16 protein-coding genes and 1 pseudogene are annotated in these 18,652 nt (G+C 73.9%); 8 read left to right on the top strand and 9 right to left on the bottom strand.

Features of this window, described 5'->3' with window-relative positions; genetic code table 11:
• Nucleotide 1: 1 nt before the first annotated feature.
• From ACFYWQ_RS11955 to ACFYWQ_RS11935, 5 genes are all read right to left on the bottom strand, one after another.
• On the bottom strand, nt 2-436 hold the full coding sequence (locus ACFYWQ_RS11955) for a roadblock/LC7 domain-containing protein (protein WP_389515308.1): 435 nt from the start codon (nt 434-436) through the stop codon (nt 2-4).
• 49 nt (nt 437-485) lie between these two features.
• Entirely contained in the window at nt 486-2,993 is a 2,508-nt protein-coding gene (locus tag ACFYWQ_RS11950; protein ID WP_389515306.1) for a nitrate- and nitrite sensing domain-containing protein, read from the bottom strand.
• A 121-nt stretch (nt 2,994-3,114) separates the two neighbouring features.
• A complete protein-coding gene (locus ACFYWQ_RS11945) occupies nt 3,115-4,119 on the bottom strand; it encodes a substrate-binding domain-containing protein (RefSeq protein WP_389515303.1) in 1,005 nt (334 codons plus the stop codon).
• Nucleotides 4,120-4,694: 575 nt separating this feature from the next.
• On the bottom strand, nt 4,695-5,138 hold the full coding sequence (locus ACFYWQ_RS11940; RefSeq protein ID WP_389515939.1) for a DUF6114 domain-containing protein: 444 nt from the start codon (nt 5,136-5,138) through the stop codon (nt 4,695-4,697).
• Nucleotides 5,135-5,803: a DUF6230 family protein gene (locus ACFYWQ_RS11935; RefSeq protein ID WP_389515302.1), complete on the bottom strand. Its 669-nt coding sequence runs from the start codon at nt 5,801-5,803 to the stop codon at nt 5,135-5,137. Before ACFYWQ_RS11935 ends, ACFYWQ_RS11940 begins: the two co-directional genes overlap by 4 nt.
• A 699-nt stretch (nt 5,804-6,502) precedes the next feature.
• Here ACFYWQ_RS11935 and ACFYWQ_RS11930 point away from each other — a divergent pair.
• On the top strand, nt 6,503-7,132 hold the full coding sequence (locus ACFYWQ_RS11930) for a Tat pathway signal sequence domain protein (protein ID WP_389515300.1): 630 nt from the start codon (nt 6,503-6,505) through the stop codon (nt 7,130-7,132).
• 57 nt (nt 7,133-7,189) lie between these two features.
• On the opposite strand, the gene ACFYWQ_RS11925 is transcribed toward ACFYWQ_RS11930, so the two are convergent.
• Entirely contained in the window at nt 7,190-8,155 is a 966-nt protein-coding gene (locus tag ACFYWQ_RS11925) for a lytic polysaccharide monooxygenase (RefSeq protein ID WP_389515298.1), read from the bottom strand.
• A 138-nt stretch (nt 8,156-8,293) separates the two neighbouring features.
• On the bottom strand, nt 8,294-8,941 hold the full coding sequence (locus ACFYWQ_RS11920) for a ScbR family autoregulator-binding transcription factor (RefSeq protein WP_389515297.1): 648 nt from the start codon (nt 8,939-8,941) through the stop codon (nt 8,294-8,296).
• Nucleotides 8,942-9,120: 179 nt separating this feature from the next.
• Between ACFYWQ_RS11920 and ACFYWQ_RS11915 the strand changes: the two genes are divergently transcribed.
• From ACFYWQ_RS11915 to cyc2, 4 genes are all read left to right on the top strand, one after another.
• Entirely contained in the window at nt 9,121-10,017 is an 897-nt protein-coding gene (locus ACFYWQ_RS11915) for a ScbA/BarX family gamma-butyrolactone biosynthesis protein (protein WP_389515295.1), read from the top strand.
• A gap of 76 nt (nt 10,018-10,093) precedes the next feature.
• The gene (locus ACFYWQ_RS11910; protein WP_389515293.1) at nt 10,094-10,744 is read left to right on the top strand and encodes a ScbR family autoregulator-binding transcription factor; all 651 of its coding nucleotides are present in this window, start codon (nt 10,094-10,096) and stop codon (nt 10,742-10,744) included.
• A 449-nt stretch (nt 10,745-11,193) separates the two neighbouring features.
• A complete protein-coding gene (locus ACFYWQ_RS11905) occupies nt 11,194-12,378 on the top strand; it encodes a damage-control phosphatase ARMT1 family protein (RefSeq protein ID WP_389515291.1) in 1,185 nt (394 codons plus the stop codon).
• A gap of 221 nt (nt 12,379-12,599) precedes the next feature.
• Entirely contained in the window at nt 12,600-14,861 is a 2,262-nt protein-coding gene (cyc2, locus tag ACFYWQ_RS11900; protein WP_389515290.1) for a germacradienol/geosmin synthase Cyc2, read from the top strand.
• 25 nt (nt 14,862-14,886) lie between these two features.
• Here cyc2 and ACFYWQ_RS11895 read toward each other — a convergent pair.
• Nucleotides 14,887-15,357, bottom strand: a pseudogene (locus tag ACFYWQ_RS11895) (hypothetical protein); the annotation flags it as partial.
• On the opposite strand from ACFYWQ_RS11895, the gene ACFYWQ_RS11890 reads away from it, so the two are divergent.
• Together ACFYWQ_RS11890 and ACFYWQ_RS11885 are read left to right on the top strand one after the other, a co-directional pair.
• Nucleotides 15,271-15,678 (top strand): LysR substrate-binding domain-containing protein, encoded by a 408-nt coding sequence (locus ACFYWQ_RS11890; RefSeq protein ID WP_389515288.1) that lies wholly within the window; start codon nt 15,271-15,273, stop codon nt 15,676-15,678. The pseudogene ACFYWQ_RS11895 and the gene ACFYWQ_RS11890 overlap by 87 nt on opposite strands.
• A 109-nt stretch (nt 15,679-15,787) precedes the next feature.
• Entirely contained in the window at nt 15,788-16,381 is a 594-nt protein-coding gene (locus ACFYWQ_RS11885; protein ID WP_389515287.1) for a PDZ domain-containing protein, read from the top strand.
• Nucleotides 16,382-16,546: 165 nt separating this feature from the next.
• Here the strand turns inward: ACFYWQ_RS11885 and ACFYWQ_RS11880 are convergent, their stop codons facing one another.
• On the bottom strand, nt 16,547-17,302 hold the full coding sequence (locus ACFYWQ_RS11880; RefSeq protein ID WP_389515285.1) for a metallophosphoesterase: 756 nt from the start codon (nt 17,300-17,302) through the stop codon (nt 16,547-16,549).
• A gap of 189 nt (nt 17,303-17,491) precedes the next feature.
• Here ACFYWQ_RS11880 and ACFYWQ_RS11875 point away from each other — a divergent pair, with 189 nt between their 5' ends.
• Complete coding sequence (locus ACFYWQ_RS11875) at nt 17,492-18,619, top strand: aminopeptidase P family protein (RefSeq protein WP_389515284.1); 1,128 nt, start codon at nt 17,492-17,494, stop codon at nt 18,617-18,619.
• The last annotated feature ends 33 nt before the right edge of the window (nt 18,620-18,652 follow it).

Raw genomic sequence — 18,652 nt, 5'->3', positions numbered from 1 at the left:
CTCACCCGCCGTTGGTGCGCACGGCGGGACCGATCCCGGTCCGCGGCGCCGCGCTGAGGTGCTCACCGATCTTCTTCACCAGCATGTTCATCTGGTACGCCACCACGCCGACGTCCGCCTTCGAACCGGTGAGCACGACGAGATGGGCGCCCGGCCCGGCCGACGTGAGGATGAGGTAGGTGTGGGCCATCTCGATGAGCGCCTGGCGCACCGGACCACCACGGAAGTCAATGCTGACGCCCTTGCTGAGGCTCATCAGGCCCGACGCGGTCGCCGCCAGCCGTTCGGCGTCCTCGCGGGGGAACCCGGTGGACTTGCTGACCACCAGCCCGTCCTCGGAGAGCACGACGGCCTGGTGCACGTCGGCGACCCGGTCCACCAGACCGGTGAGCAACTGGTCGAGCTGGGTGTTCGTGGCGGGAGCGGGGTGTGTCATCGCGGTGTCCTTCATCGGCGGTCGGCGGTCGGCGGTCGGCGGTCGGCGGTCAGCGGTCGGCGGGCGGTGTCGGGGTCGGTGTCGGGGAGGGGTCTGCGGCGGTGACCGGCGGTCCCGGGTCAGGTGCGGCGGCCGTCTCGCCGGGGTGCGTCTCCCCGGGGCCGGACGGCGGTGTGCCGCGGTCGTCGCGCGCCCGCAGCGTGCCGCGCTGGAACCCGGCGAGGGAGGAGGCGGCGCGCTCCGCGGTGAAGTCGTCGTCGGGGCCGCCGTCCGCCTCGGGGGGCCCGGGCGCCTCGCGCAACTCGTCGGCGAGGCTGGTCTGCGGCACCCGGCGGGGCAGCGGGGCGAGGCCGCCGGGGTGGTCGGGGCGGGCGAGGCGGTCGGGCCCCGCCCCGGCCGGGGCCGCGGCCGTCACCCTGGCCGTCACCCTGTCCGCCTCCCTGTCTGCCTCCCTGTCCGGCACCTTGTCCGCCGCCGTGCCGCGCGCGCCGTTCCGCGCGGCCGGCGAGTCGTGGGCGGTGGCCGGGCCGTCCGGGTCCGGTCCGGGGAGACGCCGGGCCGTGGCGGTCGCCGGGGGCGTCGCCGCGCGGGAGACCCCGGTCGCCGGGGGCTCGGGGTCGGGGCACCCGGGGACCACGATGTCGTGCGGGACCAGCACGATCGCGGTGGTGCCGCCGTACGGGGAAGGGCGCAGGGTCACCGCGATGCCGTGCCGGGTGGCCAGCCGGGCGATGACGAACATGCCCAGCCGCAGGTCGTCGGCGAGCGCCACCACGTCGAACTGCGGGGACACCGCCAACTGCGCGTTGAACGAGGCGTAGTCCTCCTCGGACAGGCCCAGACCGCGGTCCTCCACCTCGATCGCCAGACCCCGGGCCACCAGCACGGCACGCACCACGACCGGGCTCGGCGCGGCCGAGTAGGTGGTCGCGTTGTCGATGAGCTCCGCCAGCAGGTGGATCAGGTCCGCCACGGCGGGCGGGGCGACGGACACCTCCTCCTCGGTCTGCACCTCCACCCGCCGGTACTCGGCGACCTCGCCGACGGCGCTGCGCAGGATGTCGATGAGCGCCACCGGCTCCGACCAGCTGCGTCCGGGCCGGCCGCCGCTGATGATGACGAGGTTCTCCTCGTAGCGGCGCAACTGGCTCGCCGTGGAGTCGAGTTCGTAGAGACCCTGGAGGACCTCCGGGTCCTGGTGCCGGCGTTCGAGCGCGTCGAGCTTGCTGAGCTGGAGGTTGACCAGGTTCTGGCTCTGCCGGGCGATGCCCAGGATGACCTTCTGGAAACCGCGCCGGGTGTCGGCGAGTTCGACCGTCGTGTGCACGGCGGTGCGCTGCGCCGTGTTGAACGCCGCCGCCACCTGCCCGAGTTCGTCGCCGCCGTAGTCCAGCGGAGGGGTCGCCGAGTCCACGTCGACAGTCTCTCCCCGGTCCAGCCGGGCCACCACGTCCGGGAGGCGTTCGTGCGCCAGGCTCAGGGTGGCCCTGTGCAGGCCGCGCAGCCGCCGCAGCAGCGAGCGGGTGATCCGCCAGGACATGCCGACGCACAGCAGCAGCGCGACGAGCCCGCCGGCGCTCAGGGACGCGGCCGTGACCAGCAGCGCGCTCGCCTCGTCGGCGCTGTCCCGCAGCAGCGCCGTGGTCTGCCGACGGATCAGCTCCGCGTACTGGTCGGACACCTCGATGAGCGCGGCCCGCCACTCCTTCCGCACGTCCGGCAGGGCGATGTCGCCGTTCCCGCGCCGTTCCGCGCGCGCCGCGAGCACCTTGTCCTCGACGGCCTCGAGGGTCTGCCACTCCTCGCTCCCCAGAATCCTTTCGGTCTGGGTCTTGGCGTCCCCGGTGAGCAGGGGGACGATCTGGTCCCGCACGATCCAGCGGCGCGCGTGCACCGTCTCGGCGAACGCGGCCCACTGCTCCTCGTCCATCCGCCGCTCCGGCCCGGCCAGGGTGAGGTACAGGTCCTCCTCGGAGACCAGTTCGGCCGCGTGCTCCAGGGCGACCAGCGGTCCGGCCTGCGAGGTGAGGTCGCCGTCGTCGACCTGCGAGAGCTCCTGGAAGGCGTGGATCTGGTCGTCGATGATCGACGTGTACTGGTCCAGTGCCTGCGCGGCGGTGATGTCGGTGGGATCGTCCACCTGGCCCCGGTAGTACTCCAGACTGCCCACGGAGGCGACGACCGAGTACATCCGGTCCCGCACCCGGGCGGGCGCCTGCTGGATGTCGTCGGCCCGGGTCACCAACTGGGCGACCGCCGCGTCCGTCCGCCTGCGCTGGGCCTCCAGCGGGGCCCGGGAACCGTCGGGATCGGCCAGCCACACGGCCGACAGGCTGCGCTCCTGCTGGAGCGCGAGCGTCGCCTCGGTGCCCATGGCGCCGGTCGACCGGCTCAGTTCGGTCTGCGCGCGCAGCCGGAGCCCTTCCGAGAACATCTGGATCGTCGTCACGCCCCACATGGCGGTGAGGGTGACGCCGGGCACCAGCGCCAGGAGGATCAGGGAGAGACGTATGGAGCCGAGACGGCGGCGGCGCCGGGCACCTGTCCGTGGAGGCATGGTCGTCCTTGGGCGGGGAGCGGGGAGCGGGGAGCGACGGGGGGAGAGGGCCGGATCCGGGCGGGCCGGATCCCGGTGGTACGGGCGGTGCGGGCGCCCGGTGTCAGCGGGTTCAGCGGGTTCAGCGGGTTCCGGCGGCGGCGAAGCGCGCGACCTCGGCGACGTTGGTCTTCGTGACGAAGGCCGGGCCGGTCAGCACGGGTGCCACCCCGCCGCCGCTGACGTTGCCGTTGGTCCGGTACAGCCAGAGCGCGTCCACGGCGAGGTACCCCTGGAGGTACGGCTGCTGGTCCACCGCGAACTGCACGCTGCCGTCGCGTACGGCGTCGACCAGGTCCTCGTCGAGGTCGAAGGTGGCGACCTCGGCCCCGCTGTCCGCCGTGCCGGCCGCCCGCACCGCGGCGAGCGCGAACTGGGCGCCGTTGGTGACGACCTCGTCGATGCCGGGCTCCTGGCGGAGGCGGGCCGTCACGGCGGTGGTCATCGCGGTCATGTCGGTTCCGTCGACGTAGAGCATCTCGGTCGTGCCGGCGAAGGACTTCTTCACGCCGGCGCAGCGCGCCTCCAGGGCGACGTTGCCCCGCTCGTGGATGACGCACAGGGCGTGCCGTGCGCCGAGGGCGTCGAGCTTGTCGCCGACGGCGCGGCCGGCGACGCTCTCGTCCTGGCCGAAGTACTCCAGCAGGCCCGTCGAACGCCAGGCGTCGATCCCGGAGTTCAGGCCGACCACGGGTATGCCCGCCGCCTCGGCCCCGGCCACGGCGCCCTTCATCGCCTGCGGCTTGGCGAGGGTCACCGCGATGCCGTCTACCTCGTCCCGGACGGCGTCCCGCACCAGCTCGGCCTGTCCGGCGGCGTCGGCGTCGCTCGCGTAGGTCAGCTCGACCCCGTCCTTGGCGGCCGCCGCCTCGGCGCCCTTGCGCACCAGTTCCCAGAAGGCGTCCCCGTTCCCGCCGTGGGTGACCAGGGCGATCCTGATCCGGTCGCCGGTCCGGTCCGCCGACCGCGCCCCGGACGACGTGTCGGAGCAGCCGGCCAGGAGCAGACAGCAGGCCGCGGCCAGGGCGGCGAGCCGCGCGGGTGTGCGGGAACCCGGCGAGCGGCGGGCGGGGAGGGGAGTGTTCATGGGGGGCTGCACCTCGGTGTGCACGGCGGAGCGGGGGACGGGCGCGAGCGCCGCCGGAGCCAGGACCCAGGGGGTGCACCGGTGAAAGGCTTCGCTGGCTCGGAGCCAACCGCGTGTGACCGCCGGTAGTCAAGTGAACAACCACTAGGGGTGAGGTGCCGCTGCCGCATTGTGATGCGAGAGGACGTCCGTGGGCGAGGAGGCCTGCGCCGCAGGTGAGGTGAGCGAGCGTCAGGGCCGGCCGGGCGCCGGACCACCGGACCGTCGGCTCCCCGGGCCCCGATGCGCGCGGGCGCCGGCGCCGGCTCCGGGCGGTGTGACCGCCGGGTGGCGGCGGCGGGCGGCCGGGCCGGATGGTGTGCCCCCCGGCGGCGGGGGACGGGGCTGGATGGTGTGCCCCCCCGGTGGCGGGGGACGGGGCCGGCTGGTGTGACCGCCGGGTGGCGGGTGGCGGGCAGGGGGTGCCGTATCCGGGCGGTGTGACCGCCGGGCGCCGCCGGGAGCCGGGTGCGGGCGGGACGATCGCCGGTCGGCGGATCGTACGGCCCCGGCACCCGGCCCCGGCGGCAGCGCGCTCAGGCGGGTTCGCCCGCGCTCGGCAGCGGAAGCGTCTCCGTGCCGGTCCTTGGCTGGGCGGCGGCCCGCGCCTCCTTGCGGCGCCGTCGACGGCTCCGGCGCGGCTCCTGGTCGGGGAGCCAGCCGAAGGCCAGACAACTGCCCACGGCCCCGAGGAGCAGGCCGATGAGGAAGCCCCCGAGGTTGGAGGTGAGCCAGGTGCCCAGCGAGAGCAGGACGCCGATGATCGAGTAGAAGAGGCGCTGCGACGGATTGAACAGGATCAGCAGCCCGACCAGCAGCATCAGGGTCGGCAGGAGGTATCCCGCCAGGCCCTGCATCCCGATGTGCAGGATGACCGGCAGCGGAGCCTTCATGGTCACCAGGATCTCCGCGCCGCCCAGGACCAGCAGCAGCCCGCCGGCGAAGGGCCGCCGCCCTCTCCACCGCCGGAAGCGGGTCACTGCGGGCAACCCTTGCTCCCGAACCTCATGTGCAGGTCGGGCAGTTTGAAGACGGCCGCGGTGGCGGCGTAGTTGTGCTGGTACAGGTCGGTGATGACGACCTTCTCGGCCTGCTGGCCGTAGACGCCCGGGTTGCCGCGGGTGTCGACCTTGTCGAAGGTGCTGGCGTCGCGGCCGATCTCGATGTTGTCGAACGAGGCGTTGCCGGTGATGTCGTCGGAGTCGATGGCCAGGTTCTCCACGCTGACCTTGGTGTCCTTGTCGCCGGCGGTGAGGACGAGCTGGATGCCGCCGAGGTCGACGCTCTGGCAGAGGTTGGTCAGCTTGCCGTTCTTCACCACCGAGGTGACGACGAGCACCTGACCGCCGGTGTCGCCCTGGTTGGGGCTGTTCTCGATCATGTGGTCCAGCGAGCCGAACTGTGCGAAGCCGTCGCCTTCGAGCTTGTCGGCGGTGACCACGAACGGCATGCCGGAGATCGCGAACTGCACGCCCAGCGCTCCCTGGGCGGTGAGGACGGCGAGCGTCGCGGCGACGACGGTCGCCGGCACCGCCATCACGGCGGCCCGGCGCAGCCGGACCCTGCCGTGTCTGTCTGCGGAACCGCTGTCCGGGTTCTCGGGGGTGTTGTCGGCGGACGTCGTGACGTCCGGGGACGAGGCCATAACTGCTCCCAGTGGCAAAAGTCTTGCGTGTCGGGCATCAGTGGCGCGTTGTCCTGGCGCGGACAGCGGCTGCCGCGCACGTCTCCTCGCAACTCCCGGAAGCCACGCGGGCTTTCACGTTACGCGGCAGTAGCCAGTTCGGAAGTTACCGATGGTTACACCAAGGGGTCAAGGGAGATGTGGAAAAACGGTGTCCCTTCTGTGTCACCTGCGCGGCGACTCGTCCCCGCCCCGGTCGCACCTATCCGTCGTTCCATCAACTTCCGTTCAACTGCTTGACTCTGACGAAACATCAGGTTTACAACTCTCGTGGCTCAAGCCCGGATCCGTGGCGCCGGATCCGCCGCGCGGCGACACCGTCCGCGCTCCCGGACCCAAGGCCCGGCCGCCGTTCGCCGGCGGCCGGGCCGCCCGCCAGTACGGGTACATCAGCCCGGGCATCCAGCACGGGCCGCACGCGCCCCGAGTCCGATCTCTCCAAGGCGCCGCCACGGCCGCTTCCCCCCTGCCGGCCGCGTCCGACGCCGTTTCCGCTGTCGGCCCGTCACGTACGGAGAAGGCGTCACGGGCCGGCACCGGCGGACGCGGGACGCGCCCCGGGACCACCACCCTCACCAGTGCGCCGAACCCCCCACCCGTGCGCCCCCAGCGCCATCGCATCTCTCGCACGCAACCCCACACAAGAAGAGAGGCACCCGCATGCGCATCCGCTCACTCCTCGCCGCCGCCGGTATCGTCACCGCCCTTTCCCTGACGGCGGTCACCCCCGCCTCCGCGGCCGGCGCGGTGCTCACCACCACGGGCGGCGACGTCGCCGTCGGCAGCGTCCTCAGCGCGTCCCTGGCCAGCGGCACCAACGCCACCTTCTACTCCAGCGCCACCGGCACCAGCGGTGTCTCGTGCACCTCGTCCAGCTTCTCCGCCACCGTCACCGCCAACCCCACCGCACCCGGCACCGCCACCGAGTCGCTCACCGCGCAGACCTTCACCGGCTGCACCTCGAACGTCGTCGGTGTGCTCGGCGTCACCAGCATCACGGTCAACAACCTGCCGTACACCGCGGCCGTGTCCTCCGGCGGAGCCCTCTCCGTGACCCCGCCCTCCGGCTCCAACATCCGCACGACCGTCGTCCTGAGCACCCTGCTGGGCAGCGTCAGCTGCGTCTACGAGGGACCCAGCCTGACGGGCACGGCGAGCGGCAACAGCATCGCCTTCAGCGCCCAGCCGTTCACCAAGCTGTCCGGTTCGACGCTCTGCTTCTCCAACGCCTACTTCACGGCCAACTACTCCCCGGTGACCACCGGCGGCCTGGCCGTCACCGTCAACTGAGCACCGTCCGGCCGGATCCGGCGCCCGGCGAACGGGCCGGGCGCCGTCCGGCCGGACTCAGCGCCGCCGCAGGCGCAGCACCAGGGCGGCACCGCCGGTGAGCAGCAGCACCGCACCGGCGCCGCCCGCCAGCAGCGGCGCGGACGGCCCCGCACCCGCCCCGGTGGCCTCCGCCGCCGGGGCACCGGCGGGTACGGCCGAGGAGGCGGCCTCCGCGTCCGCCGTCCGGCCGGCAGACGCGGAGGCCGCCTCCGGCGCGCCGGAGGCGGCCGGGGCCGACGGGCTGCCGGTCGGACGCCCCGGCGTCGCGGCCACCGCGGAGGCCGACGGTGCGGTGGCCGACGGTGTGGCGGCCGACGGCGCGGAGGTCTTCGCCGGCGCCTCCGGGAAGACCACGTCGGAGCACGAGTAGTACGTGTCCGGGGTGCTGCTGTTCTGCCAGACCGTGTACAGCACCTGACGTCCCGTCCGGTCGGCGGGCAGCGTCGCCGTGATGCGGTAGGCGCCGTCCGTCATCGCCGGGTCCCTGACCTCGGCGAACGGGCGCGCCGGTAGATCGTCCCAGGTCAGCGGCTGCGTGGGATCGTAGCCCTGGGTCGTCAGGTACAGCTTGAAGGTGCCGGTGTGCGGGATCGTCGAGACGTACGTCATCCGCAGCGTCCCGCCCGGCGTCAGCCGGGTCGACGGCCAGTCGGCGCGGGCGAGGTCGAGGCCCTGGTAGGCGGACAGGCCGCCGCTGCACAACTGCCCGTCGGGCACGACCCGCCGGTCACGGCCGTCGACGTCCGCGATCCGCAGGTTGTCCCAGGCCGTGAAGGGGGCGCCGTTGGCCGCGACGGCGGCCCGGCAGGCCGCGGACCGGGACGGCGCGCCGCCGTCGGGGGAGCAGGCGTACACCCGGCTGACCGGATCGGTGGGCGCGCCGTGCGCCTGCGCGGGGCCCGCGCCCCACAGCACCGCCGGCAGCGGGGTCAGGGCGGCGACCGCCAGGGCGGCGGTCCGGCGTGCGGTCGTGCGGGGCATCGGGGACGTCTCCTCGGCCGGCGCGGGAACGGTCTGCCGTGCAGTACGGCCCACCGGCCCGGCGCGTTCACCGCCTCGCGAGCCCCGTGAGGAGCCCTGTGAGCGCCACGAGCCCTCGAGGGAGCCGGGAGCACGTCCTCAGGAAGCCGCCCGCTCCAGCGAGGCCAGCACGCGTTCCCCCCGGTCGGCCCGGGCGTCGAGGCCGGGGAGCAGACCGGGCACCGCGATGCTCGGCAGGATGTGCGCCCACAGGACCGACAGCCGTCCGGCGAGGTCGGCGCGGTCGGTCAGGGCCCGGGACATCAACTGGATCCCGGTGAAGGCGCCCACCAGCAACTCCACCGTCTCCCGCGGCCGCACCGTCGGCAGCAGCTCGCCGCGTTCCCGGGCCAGCTCCAGCAGCTCGGTCAGCGCCTCGGCCCACTGCCGGAACGGCTCGCCGTGGTCGATGCCGGACGGGGTCTCCTGGTCCACCGCCAGCCGTACGCTGCCCCGCAACAGCGCGTTGCTCAGCAGCCGTTGGCCCACCACGAACGTCATGTCGACGATCTCCTGCAACTTGCAGGGCTGCGGCGGGACCGCACCGAAGGGGACCTGCTCGTCGAGCACCGCCTGGGCGAGGGACTCCTTCGACGCGAAGTGGAAGTACAGGGCGCCCTTGGTGACTTCGGCGCGCTCCAGGACCATCGCGATCGTGGTGGACGTGTAGCCGTGCTCGTCGAAGACCGCGCCGGCCGCTTCCAGGATCGCCCTGCGCGTCCTGATCGCGCGCTCCTGTTTCGCCATAAGAGCCCCTTCACGGCGCCGAGACGACACCTTCCCGCGATCACGCGCGGTTTCAGCCCGATCATAGGATGCCGTCGACTGATCTCATTGAAAACAAACCGGTCGCCTCGTACTCTAACGCTCACCGGAGCGGGCGGTTCGCCGTCTGCCGTGGCCTTCGGGGGACCGTAGGGAGAGACATGACTCGACCGCGGCAGCTTGCCGACGCCCCCGCCCTGACGGCAACCGTGCCACGCCAACTCGTCCACCGCGCCGCCGTCGCCGAGACGCTCCTCACCGGCTGGCGGCGCACCGGGGCCGACCGCTTCTCGGTCACCGCCCAGTGGCCCCGGGCGCACGGACTGCACGTGTCGTCCGACTGGTCCGCGTACGACCCGCTCCTCGTCGTCGAGACGATCCGGCAGAGCGGCACGCTGATCACCCATGCCGAGTACGGCGTGCCCCTGGACCACCAGTTCGTGCTCCAGGAGTTCCAAATCCGCACGGTTCCCGCGCAGTTGGCGGTGGGCGCGCTGCCCGCGGAGCCGCGGGTCGACGTCGTCTTCACCGACGTCCGGTACCGCGGCCGCCGCCCCGCCTCCGCCCGCTACACCGCGCACGTCCTGCGCGAGGGCGAGCGTGTCGCCACCGCCGACGTCGCCTTCATGTGCGTCGGCGGGCCGGTCTACCGCAGGCTCCGCGGCGGCCGCACCCCGGACGCCGTGACCGCCGTACCCGTGCCGGCGGGCCTGCCCGCCGGCGTCGTCGGGCGCGCCCTGCCCTCGGACGTGGTCCTGGCCGCCACCGGCCGGCCCGACCGCCGGCAGCTGAGGGTAGATACCGCACACCCCGTTTTCTTCGACCACCCCCTCGATCACGTCCCCGGAATGCTGCTGCTGGAGAGCGCCCGCCAGGCGGCCTGGCTGAGAATGGACCCCGCGCGGGCGCCGATCGCCTACCACGCGCGCTTCCACCGGTACGCGGAACTGGACGAACCGGTATGGATCGAAGCGAAGGGAGGACAGGGAACGGATGTGCAAGTCCTCGGAACGCAGGGCGAGTCGGCCGTCTTCGAATGCCTCGTCGCCACCGCATGAGGGTGAGCTATTGTGTCCCAGGGGCAAGAAACAAACGGCGTGACCCGTTCTTTACCGGCCCGGGAGAATCCAGTCGATGGCGAGGCAGCTACGTGCCGAACAGACCCGCGCGACGATCATCACGGCGGCGGCCGACCTGTTCGACCGGCACGGCTACGAGTCGACCAGCCTGAGTGACATCGTCGAGCACGCCCAAGTCACCAAGGGGGCCCTCTACTTCCACTTCGCGGCCAAGGAGGACCTCGCCCACGCCATCATGGAGTTGCAGTCCCAGGCCTCCCTGAGGGTGGCCGGCGAGATCGACGGCCGGGGCTACCCCTCCCTCGAAGCCCTGATGCGCCTCACCTTCGCCATCGCCCGGCTGTCGGTGGAGGGTCCCGTGGCCCGCGCCGGCCTGCGGCTCGCCACCGGAGGCCTGCTGGTCCGGCCGCCCGTGCCGCACCCCTTCGCCGAGTGGCTGGACCTGGTGTCCCGGCGGCTGGTGGGCGCGGTCAGGGAGGCGGACATCCACCCGGACGTCGACGTGGACGCGGTCGCGCACTCCCTGGTCTGTTTCTTCGTCGGCACCCGCGTGGTGGGCCGCTCCCGCGAACCCAACGCACGCCTCCCGCGCCGTATGGCCGAGATGTGGCACGTCCTGATCCGCGGGCTCGTCCCGGTACCGCGCCGCCCCCGCTACCTGACCCTCGCGGTCCGGCTGGAGCGGGAGGTCATGGCGGCGGTGTGAGCCGGGGGCCAGGGCGGTGGCGCCCGGGCGGCGGGGGAGCGGAAGCTGACGGCGGGTCAGCCGCCCCGGTGGCGTGGGAGCGGTACCGGGCGGGATCCGGTGGGGCGGGCGTGATCCCGGGGGACCCGGCAGGGTGAGCGTGGGCCCGGCAGGGCGAGCGCGGGCCAGCGGGGCGAGCGCGGGCCGGCAGGGTGAGCGCGGGCCGGCAGGGCGAGCGCGGGCCGGCAGGGCGAGCGCGGGCCGGCAGGGCGAGCGCGGGCCAGCGGGGCGAGCTTGGGCCCGGCAGGACGAGCGTGACCCGGAGGGGCGAGCGGGGGCTGGCGGCTGAGTCGGAGGTGGTGGGGCCCTCATGGCGCGCGGCCTCCCTGGCGGCGCCGACCGGGGGTCACGCGCCGCGGACGCCGTACGCCCCCGCTGGGGCGGCCCGCCGAGCCGCTACGGTGAGCCGCATGCCCGACACCCCCGCCCCGCCCGTGCTCACCGGCGACGAGCCCGGCTCCTTCCCCCACGGTGTCCTGGCCGAACGGCACCCCGCGATCATCCGGCAGGTACGCGACGCCCTCCCGTACGGACCCGACGTCCACCGCGCCCTGGACGCCCTGCTGGCGAACTGCACCGAGGGCGTGATCGAACCACTCCCCGCCGACGCCCACGACCGGGACCGGTGGCGGGCCTGGGGGCTCGACACGTACGCGGGACGCTCCTGGTTCGAGGTGCCGTGGCTGTGGTCGGAGAGCTACTTCTACCGGCGGCTCCTGCACGCCGTCGGATACTTCGGCCCCGGACCGTGGCAGGGCGTCGACCCGTTCCGCCCGGCCAAGCTCGCCGAGCTCGACGCCCCCGAGACGGACGAGGAACTCGCCGCCCTCGACGCACTCGCCGCCCGCCCCGTCGAGGAACGGGGCCGGGCGCTGCTGCACGGCTCGCTGTGGGGCAACCGCGCCGACCTCGGCTTCCGGCTGTCCGACGCCGGGGCGGAGGAACGCGCCGCCGCGCCCGCACTGGTCGCCGACGACAGCGAGGCCCTCCACCCGCTGCTGGCCCCGGCCCGGCCCGCCACCGGGACCCTGTGCCTGGTCGCCGACAACGCGGGCCGCGAACTGATCCCCGACCTGCTCCTCGCCGCCCACCTCCTCGCCCACGGCCGCGTCGCGCGCGTGGTCCTGCACGTCAAGCCCTGCCCGTACTACGTCTCCGACGCCACGACGGCCGACGTCGTCGACGCACTGCGCCGGCTGACGGCCGCGCCGGGCGAGGCCGCCTCCTACGGCCGGCGCCTGTGGGCGGCGATGACGGACGGCACCCTCACCGTCCGCGCCCACCCCTTCGCCGCCGCCCCGCTGCCGTACGACCGGATGCCGGACGACCTGCGCGCGGAGTTCGCCGCGGCCACCCCGACGATCACGAAGGGCGACCTCAACTACCGCCGGCTCGTGGGCGACCGCCCCTGGCCCGCGACGACGCCCTTCGCGGACGTCACCGCGTACTTCCCCGGCCCGGTCGCCGCCCTGCGCACCCTGAAGTCCGACGTGATCACCGGCCTGTCCGAGGACACCGAGGCCGCCCTGGACGCCGCGGAGGACGGACGGTGGCGCACGGGCGGCACCCACGCCCTGATCCAGGTCAGCACCTGACCACCTGACAGCGCCCCCCGCCCCGGCCGCCCCACCACCTGACAGCGCCCCCCGCCCCGGCCGCCCCCGCCTCGGGGCGTGCCCCGGATACCCACCGGGTGCGTGCCCGGGACGCCCACCAGGGGCGCGCGTCTCGCACGCATTCCCGGCACGTTCACGCGATGGTGTGATCATGTGTGGTGCCGGGGATGCCCGTGGGGGGCCGCGGGTAGGGCCCGGCCATGACTCAGCCGTTCGAACTCCCGCACTTCTACATGCCGTATCCCGCGCGGCTGAACCCGCACGTCGAGGAGGCCCGCGCCCATTCGACGGCGTGGGCGCGCGAGATGGGCATGCTGGAGGGATCGGGGATCTGGGACCAGGCCGACCTGGAGGCGCACGACTACGGCCTGCTGTGCGCCTACACCCACCCCGACTGCGACGGCCCCGCCCTGTCGCTGATCACCGACTGGTACGTGTGGGTGTTCTTCTTCGACGACCACTTCCTCGACATGTTCAAGCGCACCCCGGACCGCGCCGCCGGCAAGGCACACCTGGACCGGCTGCCGCTGTTCATGCCGCAGGACCTGTCGACCGCGATGCCCGAGCCGCGGAACCCGGTCGAGGCGGGCCTCGCCGACCTGTGGGCGCGCACGGTGCCGGCGATGTCCGCCGACTGGCGCCGCCGGTTCGCCGTCGCCACCGAACACCTGCTCAACGAGTCGATGTGGGAGCTCGCCAACATCAACGAGGGGCGCATCGCCAACCCCGTCGAGTACATCGAGATGCGCCGCAAGGTGGGCGGCGCCCCCTGGTCGGCCGGCCTCGTCGAGTACGCGACCGCCGAGGTCCCCGGCGCCGTCGCGGAGTCCAGGCCGCTGCGGGTGCTGATGGAGACCTTCTCCGACGCCGTCCACCTGCGCAACGACCTCTTCTCCTACCAGCGCGAGGTCGAGGACGAGGGCGAGAACAGCAACGGCGTGCTCGTCCTGGAGACGTTCTTCGGCTGCACCACCCAGGAGGCCGCCGACACCGTCAACGACATCCTCACCTCCCGCCTCCACCAGTTCGAGCACACGGCCCTCACCGAAGTGCCCGCCCTGGCCCTGGAGAACGGGCTGCGGCCCGACGAGACCGCCGCGATCGCCGCCTACACCAAGGGACTCCAGGACTGGCAGTCCGGCGGCCACGAGTGGCACCTGCGCTCCAGCCGCTACATGAACCAGAACGCGGCCCCGACACCCCTCTGGCAGGCGGCGAGCGGCCCCGGCACCTCCGCCTCCGACGTCGGCGCGCTGCTCGCCTCGGCCGCCGCCGACCGCCTGCGCGCCCACACCCACGTGCCGTACCAGAAGGTCGGCCCGTCCCGGCTGCCCGACTTCCACATGCCCTTCCCGGTGCAGTTGAGCCCCCATCTCGACGGGGCCCGGCAGCGCCTCGTCGAGTGGAGCCACCGCATGGGCATCCTGGCGGAGGGCGTCTGGGACGAGGACAGACTCGCCTCCTGCGACCTCGCCCTGTGCTCGGCCGGACTCGACCCCGACGCCTCCCCCGAGGCCCTCGACCTCAGCGCCGCGTGGCTGGCGTTCGGGACGTACGGCGACGACTACTACCCGCTCGTCCACGGCCACCGCCGCGACCTGGCCGCCGCCCGCCTGACCACGGCCCGGCTCTCCGCGTGCATGACCCTCGACGGCGAGGAGCCGCCCGGGGTCCCCGCCAACGCCATGGAGCGTTCCCTGATCGACCTCTGGGCCCGCACCACGGCCGACATGACGCCGGACCAGCGGCGCACCCTGAAGGAATCCGTCGACAAGATGACCGAGAGCTGGGTGTGGGAGCTGGCCAACCAGCTCCACCACCGTGTCCCCGACCCGGTCGACTACCTGGAGATGCGGCGCGCCACCTTCGGCTCCGACCTCACCCTCAGCCTGTGCCGCATGGGCCACGGCCCCGCCGTCCCGCCGGAGATCTACCGCACCGGCCCCGTCCGCTCCCTGGAGAACTCCGCCATCGACTACGGCTGCCTGATCAACGACGTCTTCTCGTACCAGAAGGAGATCGAGTACGAGGGCGAGGTCCACAACGCGATCCTCGTCGTGCAGAACTTCTTCGGCTGCGACTACCCGGCCGCGCTCGGCGTCGTCCACGACCTGATGACCCAGCGCATGCAGCAGTTCGAGCACGTCGCCGCGCAGGAACTGCCCGTCCTCTACGACGACTTCGACCTGTCGGCCGAGGGCCGTGCGGCGATGGACGGATACGTGGCCGACCTGCGCAACTGGCTGTCCGGCATCCTGAACTGGCATCGCGAGGTGGACCGCTACAAGTCCGCCTACCTGGCCCGCCGATCCCACGGCTTCCTGCCGGACCGCCCCCCGGCCCTCCCCGTGCCGCCCGCCCCCGCCTCCGCCCCCGCCCCCGGCGTCCGGGCGCTGTCCGGCGCCGGCTCGGTGTTCGTCGCCCCCGTGGCGCCGGCCGCGCCGTTCCTGCCGGTGGGCTGACGCCTCACCCGGGCGGAACCGCCGATCACACGGGCCGGCCCGCCGACCGGCGTGCGGCGTGCTCGGCCGCGGCTCGGGCCAGCCCCCGGACCATCGGGTGCGGGCGCGAGCCGTCGCCGTACAGCTCCGGCTGGAAGAGGGAGGTCAGGAAGAAGGGGTGGCCGGGGAGTTCCGCCATCCGTACGGCGCCCGTCGCGTCCCGCCCGGAGAACCGCAGACCGTGGGCGCTCAGCGTGTCGAGGTGGCGGGACGGCCCGTAGTGGCAGGAGTACCGCTCGACCGTGCGGTCCGCCCCGAACAGGGAGTGGGCGAGCGAGTCCGGCTCCAGCACGACGGTGTCCTCGTGCCCCGCGAGGGAGCAGGCCAGGGGCTCGATGAGGAAGTCCCCGGCGCCGGGGTCGTTCTCGGCGTGCGCCACGTGCGGCAGCCCGCAGGCGTTCCGGGCGAACTCCAGCAGGGCGTGCTGGAAGCCGCCGCAGGTGCCGAGGAAGGGCGCCTGGGCGACCTCGCCGACGCCCGCTGGATCGACGCCCCCGACACGGGTCTGCCCCTGCCCGCCCTGCGGGCCGCCCACGGCGGCCCCGGCTTCCGCCCCGCCCTGCGCTACGACGGCACCGACGTCCGCGCCCTGACCGCCCTGGCCGCGGCCGGTCACGGCCTGACCCTCCTGCCCCGCTCGGCGGCGGCCGGCGTGCCGGGAGCGGCCGCCGTTCCCCTCACCGCGCCCCACCTCGTCCACCGGGTGGAACTCGTGCACTCGGGGACGCCGACGGGCGCGGCGGCGGCCCTGGCGCGGGTGCTGTCGGCGCGGGGGTGAGTGTGCGAGGAGGTGAGTGTGCGGGGCCGGCGGCCCGGCCGTCAGTCTCACTCGTTCGTGGCTCGTGGTGCGCCGGTGCGCCGGGTAGGGCACCAGCCGGAGGCGATCGATGGAACAGATGGCGTTGCGTCCCAAGCCCATGCCCGGACAGGAGCCCGGCGACGACCGCTCCGGCGGCCCGGCCCACCGCCCGCACGCCGCGCCCCGGCGCGGCCGGCGACTGACGACCCTGCTGCTCGGGCTGTTCGCCGGCGCGGTCCTGGTCCTGTCCGGCGTCGGGCTCGGAACCGTCGGGGCGAGCGTGATCGCCATGAGCAGACTGGCCGAGCTGCAACGGCAGGCCGCGCAGCACGGACCGGGAGGCCCGGGCGCCGCGTCGGCCCCGGACCGCCCGGCCCCGTCCGCTTCGACCGGGTCCGCCCCGGCGCGGGACTCCACCGGCGCCACCTTGGGGGTGGAGGCCGTGGACGCGGAGAAGGCGGGCGCCGAGATCGTCGCCGTCCACGTCCCCGGCCCCGGCTACGCGGCCGGACTGGTGCGCGGCGACGTCCTGCTGGTGTTCGGCCGCACCCGTGTCGACTCGGCGACGGACCTGGCGCGGGCGGTCGACGAGGCCCGGCCGGGCCGTGAGGTGAAACTGACGGTCCGGCACGAGAGCGGCGGCTACCAGCAGCTGACCGTGATCCCGGGAGTCGTCACCTGACGGGAGCGCCCGCGGGCCGCCCGCCGCCCGCAGGCCGTCCGGCGCCACCGGGCGTCCGGCGTCAGACGGCCATCGACGTCACGCGGCCGTCCGGTGTCACCGGACCGTCCGGCGTCACCCACCCGTCCGGCGGGGCCGGCCCCGCACACCGCCGGACGCGCACGGTCACACGACCACCCGGAAGTGGCTCGTGAGCCGCCGCTCGTCGTCCAGGACGTGGAAGGCCAGCCCGACCGGCGCTTCCCGGTCGGCGACCTGATCGCCCTCCCACGGCAGCCGCAGCGTCCACGTCACCCCGGGCCCGACGACCAGCGGCCGGCCGGCGAAGACGGTGGAGGCCGGTGTGTGGGCGTGGCCGGCGATGATCCCGGCGATCTCCGGCCGCCGCTCCAGCAGCGCGGCCAGCCGGCCGGGATCGCCCAGCCGGTACGCGTCGGGCAGGGGGTGGTGCAGGGCCACCGGCGGGTGGTGCAGGGCGAGCAGGGCCGGCACGTCCTCGCCCACCTCGTCGAGGGTCTGCTCGATCCAGTCGTACGTGTCGTCCGTCAGGGCCCCGTCGTCCTCGCCGGGGATGCTGGAGTCGCACATCAGCACCGCACCGCCGTCGAACACCTGGACGCTGTTGACCGGCCCGTCGGAGGGCGGTTCGCCGAGCAGGGCCTTGCGGTAGGGCGCGCGGCGGTCGTGGTTGCCCGGGCAGGTGAGCACCGGGAAGGGGCCGTCCGGGTCGCGCAGGCCGAGGATCCGCGCGGCCTCCTCGTACTCCGCCTCCGCCCCGTGGTCCGCGATGTCCCCGGTGACCAGCAGCGCGTCCACCCTCCCCGGCAGGCTCCGGAGCCGGTCGCGCACCCGCTCGGCCCGCTCGGTCGCCCGGGGGCTCCCGTCCAGGTGCAGATCGCTGATATGGGCGAGTACGAGCACGGTGGTGGGCCTTCCTGACGTGATGGACCAACAGGGCACGGCGATCCAACCATCAGATCTAATGGGAAAGCAATCTCCGACCGTTAATCCCGTCGTCGTCCGTGTCGACCGGGTCGCGTCGCACCCGCTGTCCGGGCAGGATGCTGCCCGTAGCACCACGCCTCAAGGAAGCCCGCCAGGGAGGCCCGGATGACCGGCAGCACGCCCGCGCCCTTCACCGCCGACGACTACCGGGCCCGCATGGAGCGGGCCGCCCGCGCGGCCGACGACGCGGGACTGGCCGGCCTGCTGGTGGCGCCCGGCCCCGACCTCGTCTGGCTCACCGGCTACGCTCCCCCCGCCGCCACCGAACGGCTCACCCTGCTCGTCCTCGCCCCCGGCCGGGACCCCGTCCTCGTCGTCCCCACCCTGGAGGCCCCCGACGCCGCGAAGGCGACCGGCGCTCCCGCCCTGACCCTGCGGGACTGGACCGACGGCACGGACCCCTACACCACCACCGCGGCCCTTCTCGGCACCGGCGGACGGTACGGCGTCAGCGACAACGCCTGGGCGATGCACCTGCTCGGCCTCCAGAAGGTCCTCCCCGGCAGCTCCTACGCCTCCCTCACCGAGGCCCTGCCGATGCTGCGGGCCGTCAAGGACGCGGCCGAGCTGGAGCTGATGGCCGCGGCGGGAGCGGCCGCCGACCGGACCTTCGAGGAGATCCGCAACGTCCCCTTCGCCGGCCGCACGGAGTCCGACGTCGGCGCCGACCTCGCCGACCTGCTGCGGCGCTTCGGCCACTCCCAGGTCGACTTCACCATCGTCGCCTCCGGTCCCAACGGCGCCGACCCGCACCACGAGGTCGGCGACCGCGTCATCGAACACGGCGACATGGTCGTCCTCGACTTCGGCGGCCTGAAGGACGGCTACGGCTCCGACACCTCCCGCACCGTCCACGTCGGCGAACCCACCGACGAGGAGCGCCGCATCCACGACCTCGTGCGCGAGGCCCAGGAGGCCGGCTTCCGGGCGGTCCGGCCCGGCGTCGCCTGCCAGGAGGTCGACCGGGCCGCCCGCGCGGTCATCGCCGACGCCGGCCACGGCGCCCACTTCATCCACCGCACCGGCCACGGCATCGGTGTCACCACGCACGAGCCGCCGTACATGATCGAGGGCGAGGAACAGCCTCTCGTGCCCGGCATGTGCTTCTCCGTCGAACCCGGCGTCTACCTGCCCGGCCGTTTCGGGGTCCGTATCGAGGACATCGTCACGGTGACGGAGGACGGCGGCCGCCGCCTCAACGACACCACCCGCGAACTGGTCATAGTGGACTGAACCCCCGCAGGAGCCCTGGCACCCACCCGAACG

Source organism: Streptomyces sp. NPDC003247, assembly GCF_042888135.1.
Classification (GTDB): domain Bacteria; phylum Actinomycetota; class Actinomycetes; order Streptomycetales; family Streptomycetaceae; genus Streptomyces.
The sequence above is the reverse complement of the archived record's forward strand: the minus strand, read 5'-3'. Positions and strand labels throughout refer to the sequence as shown.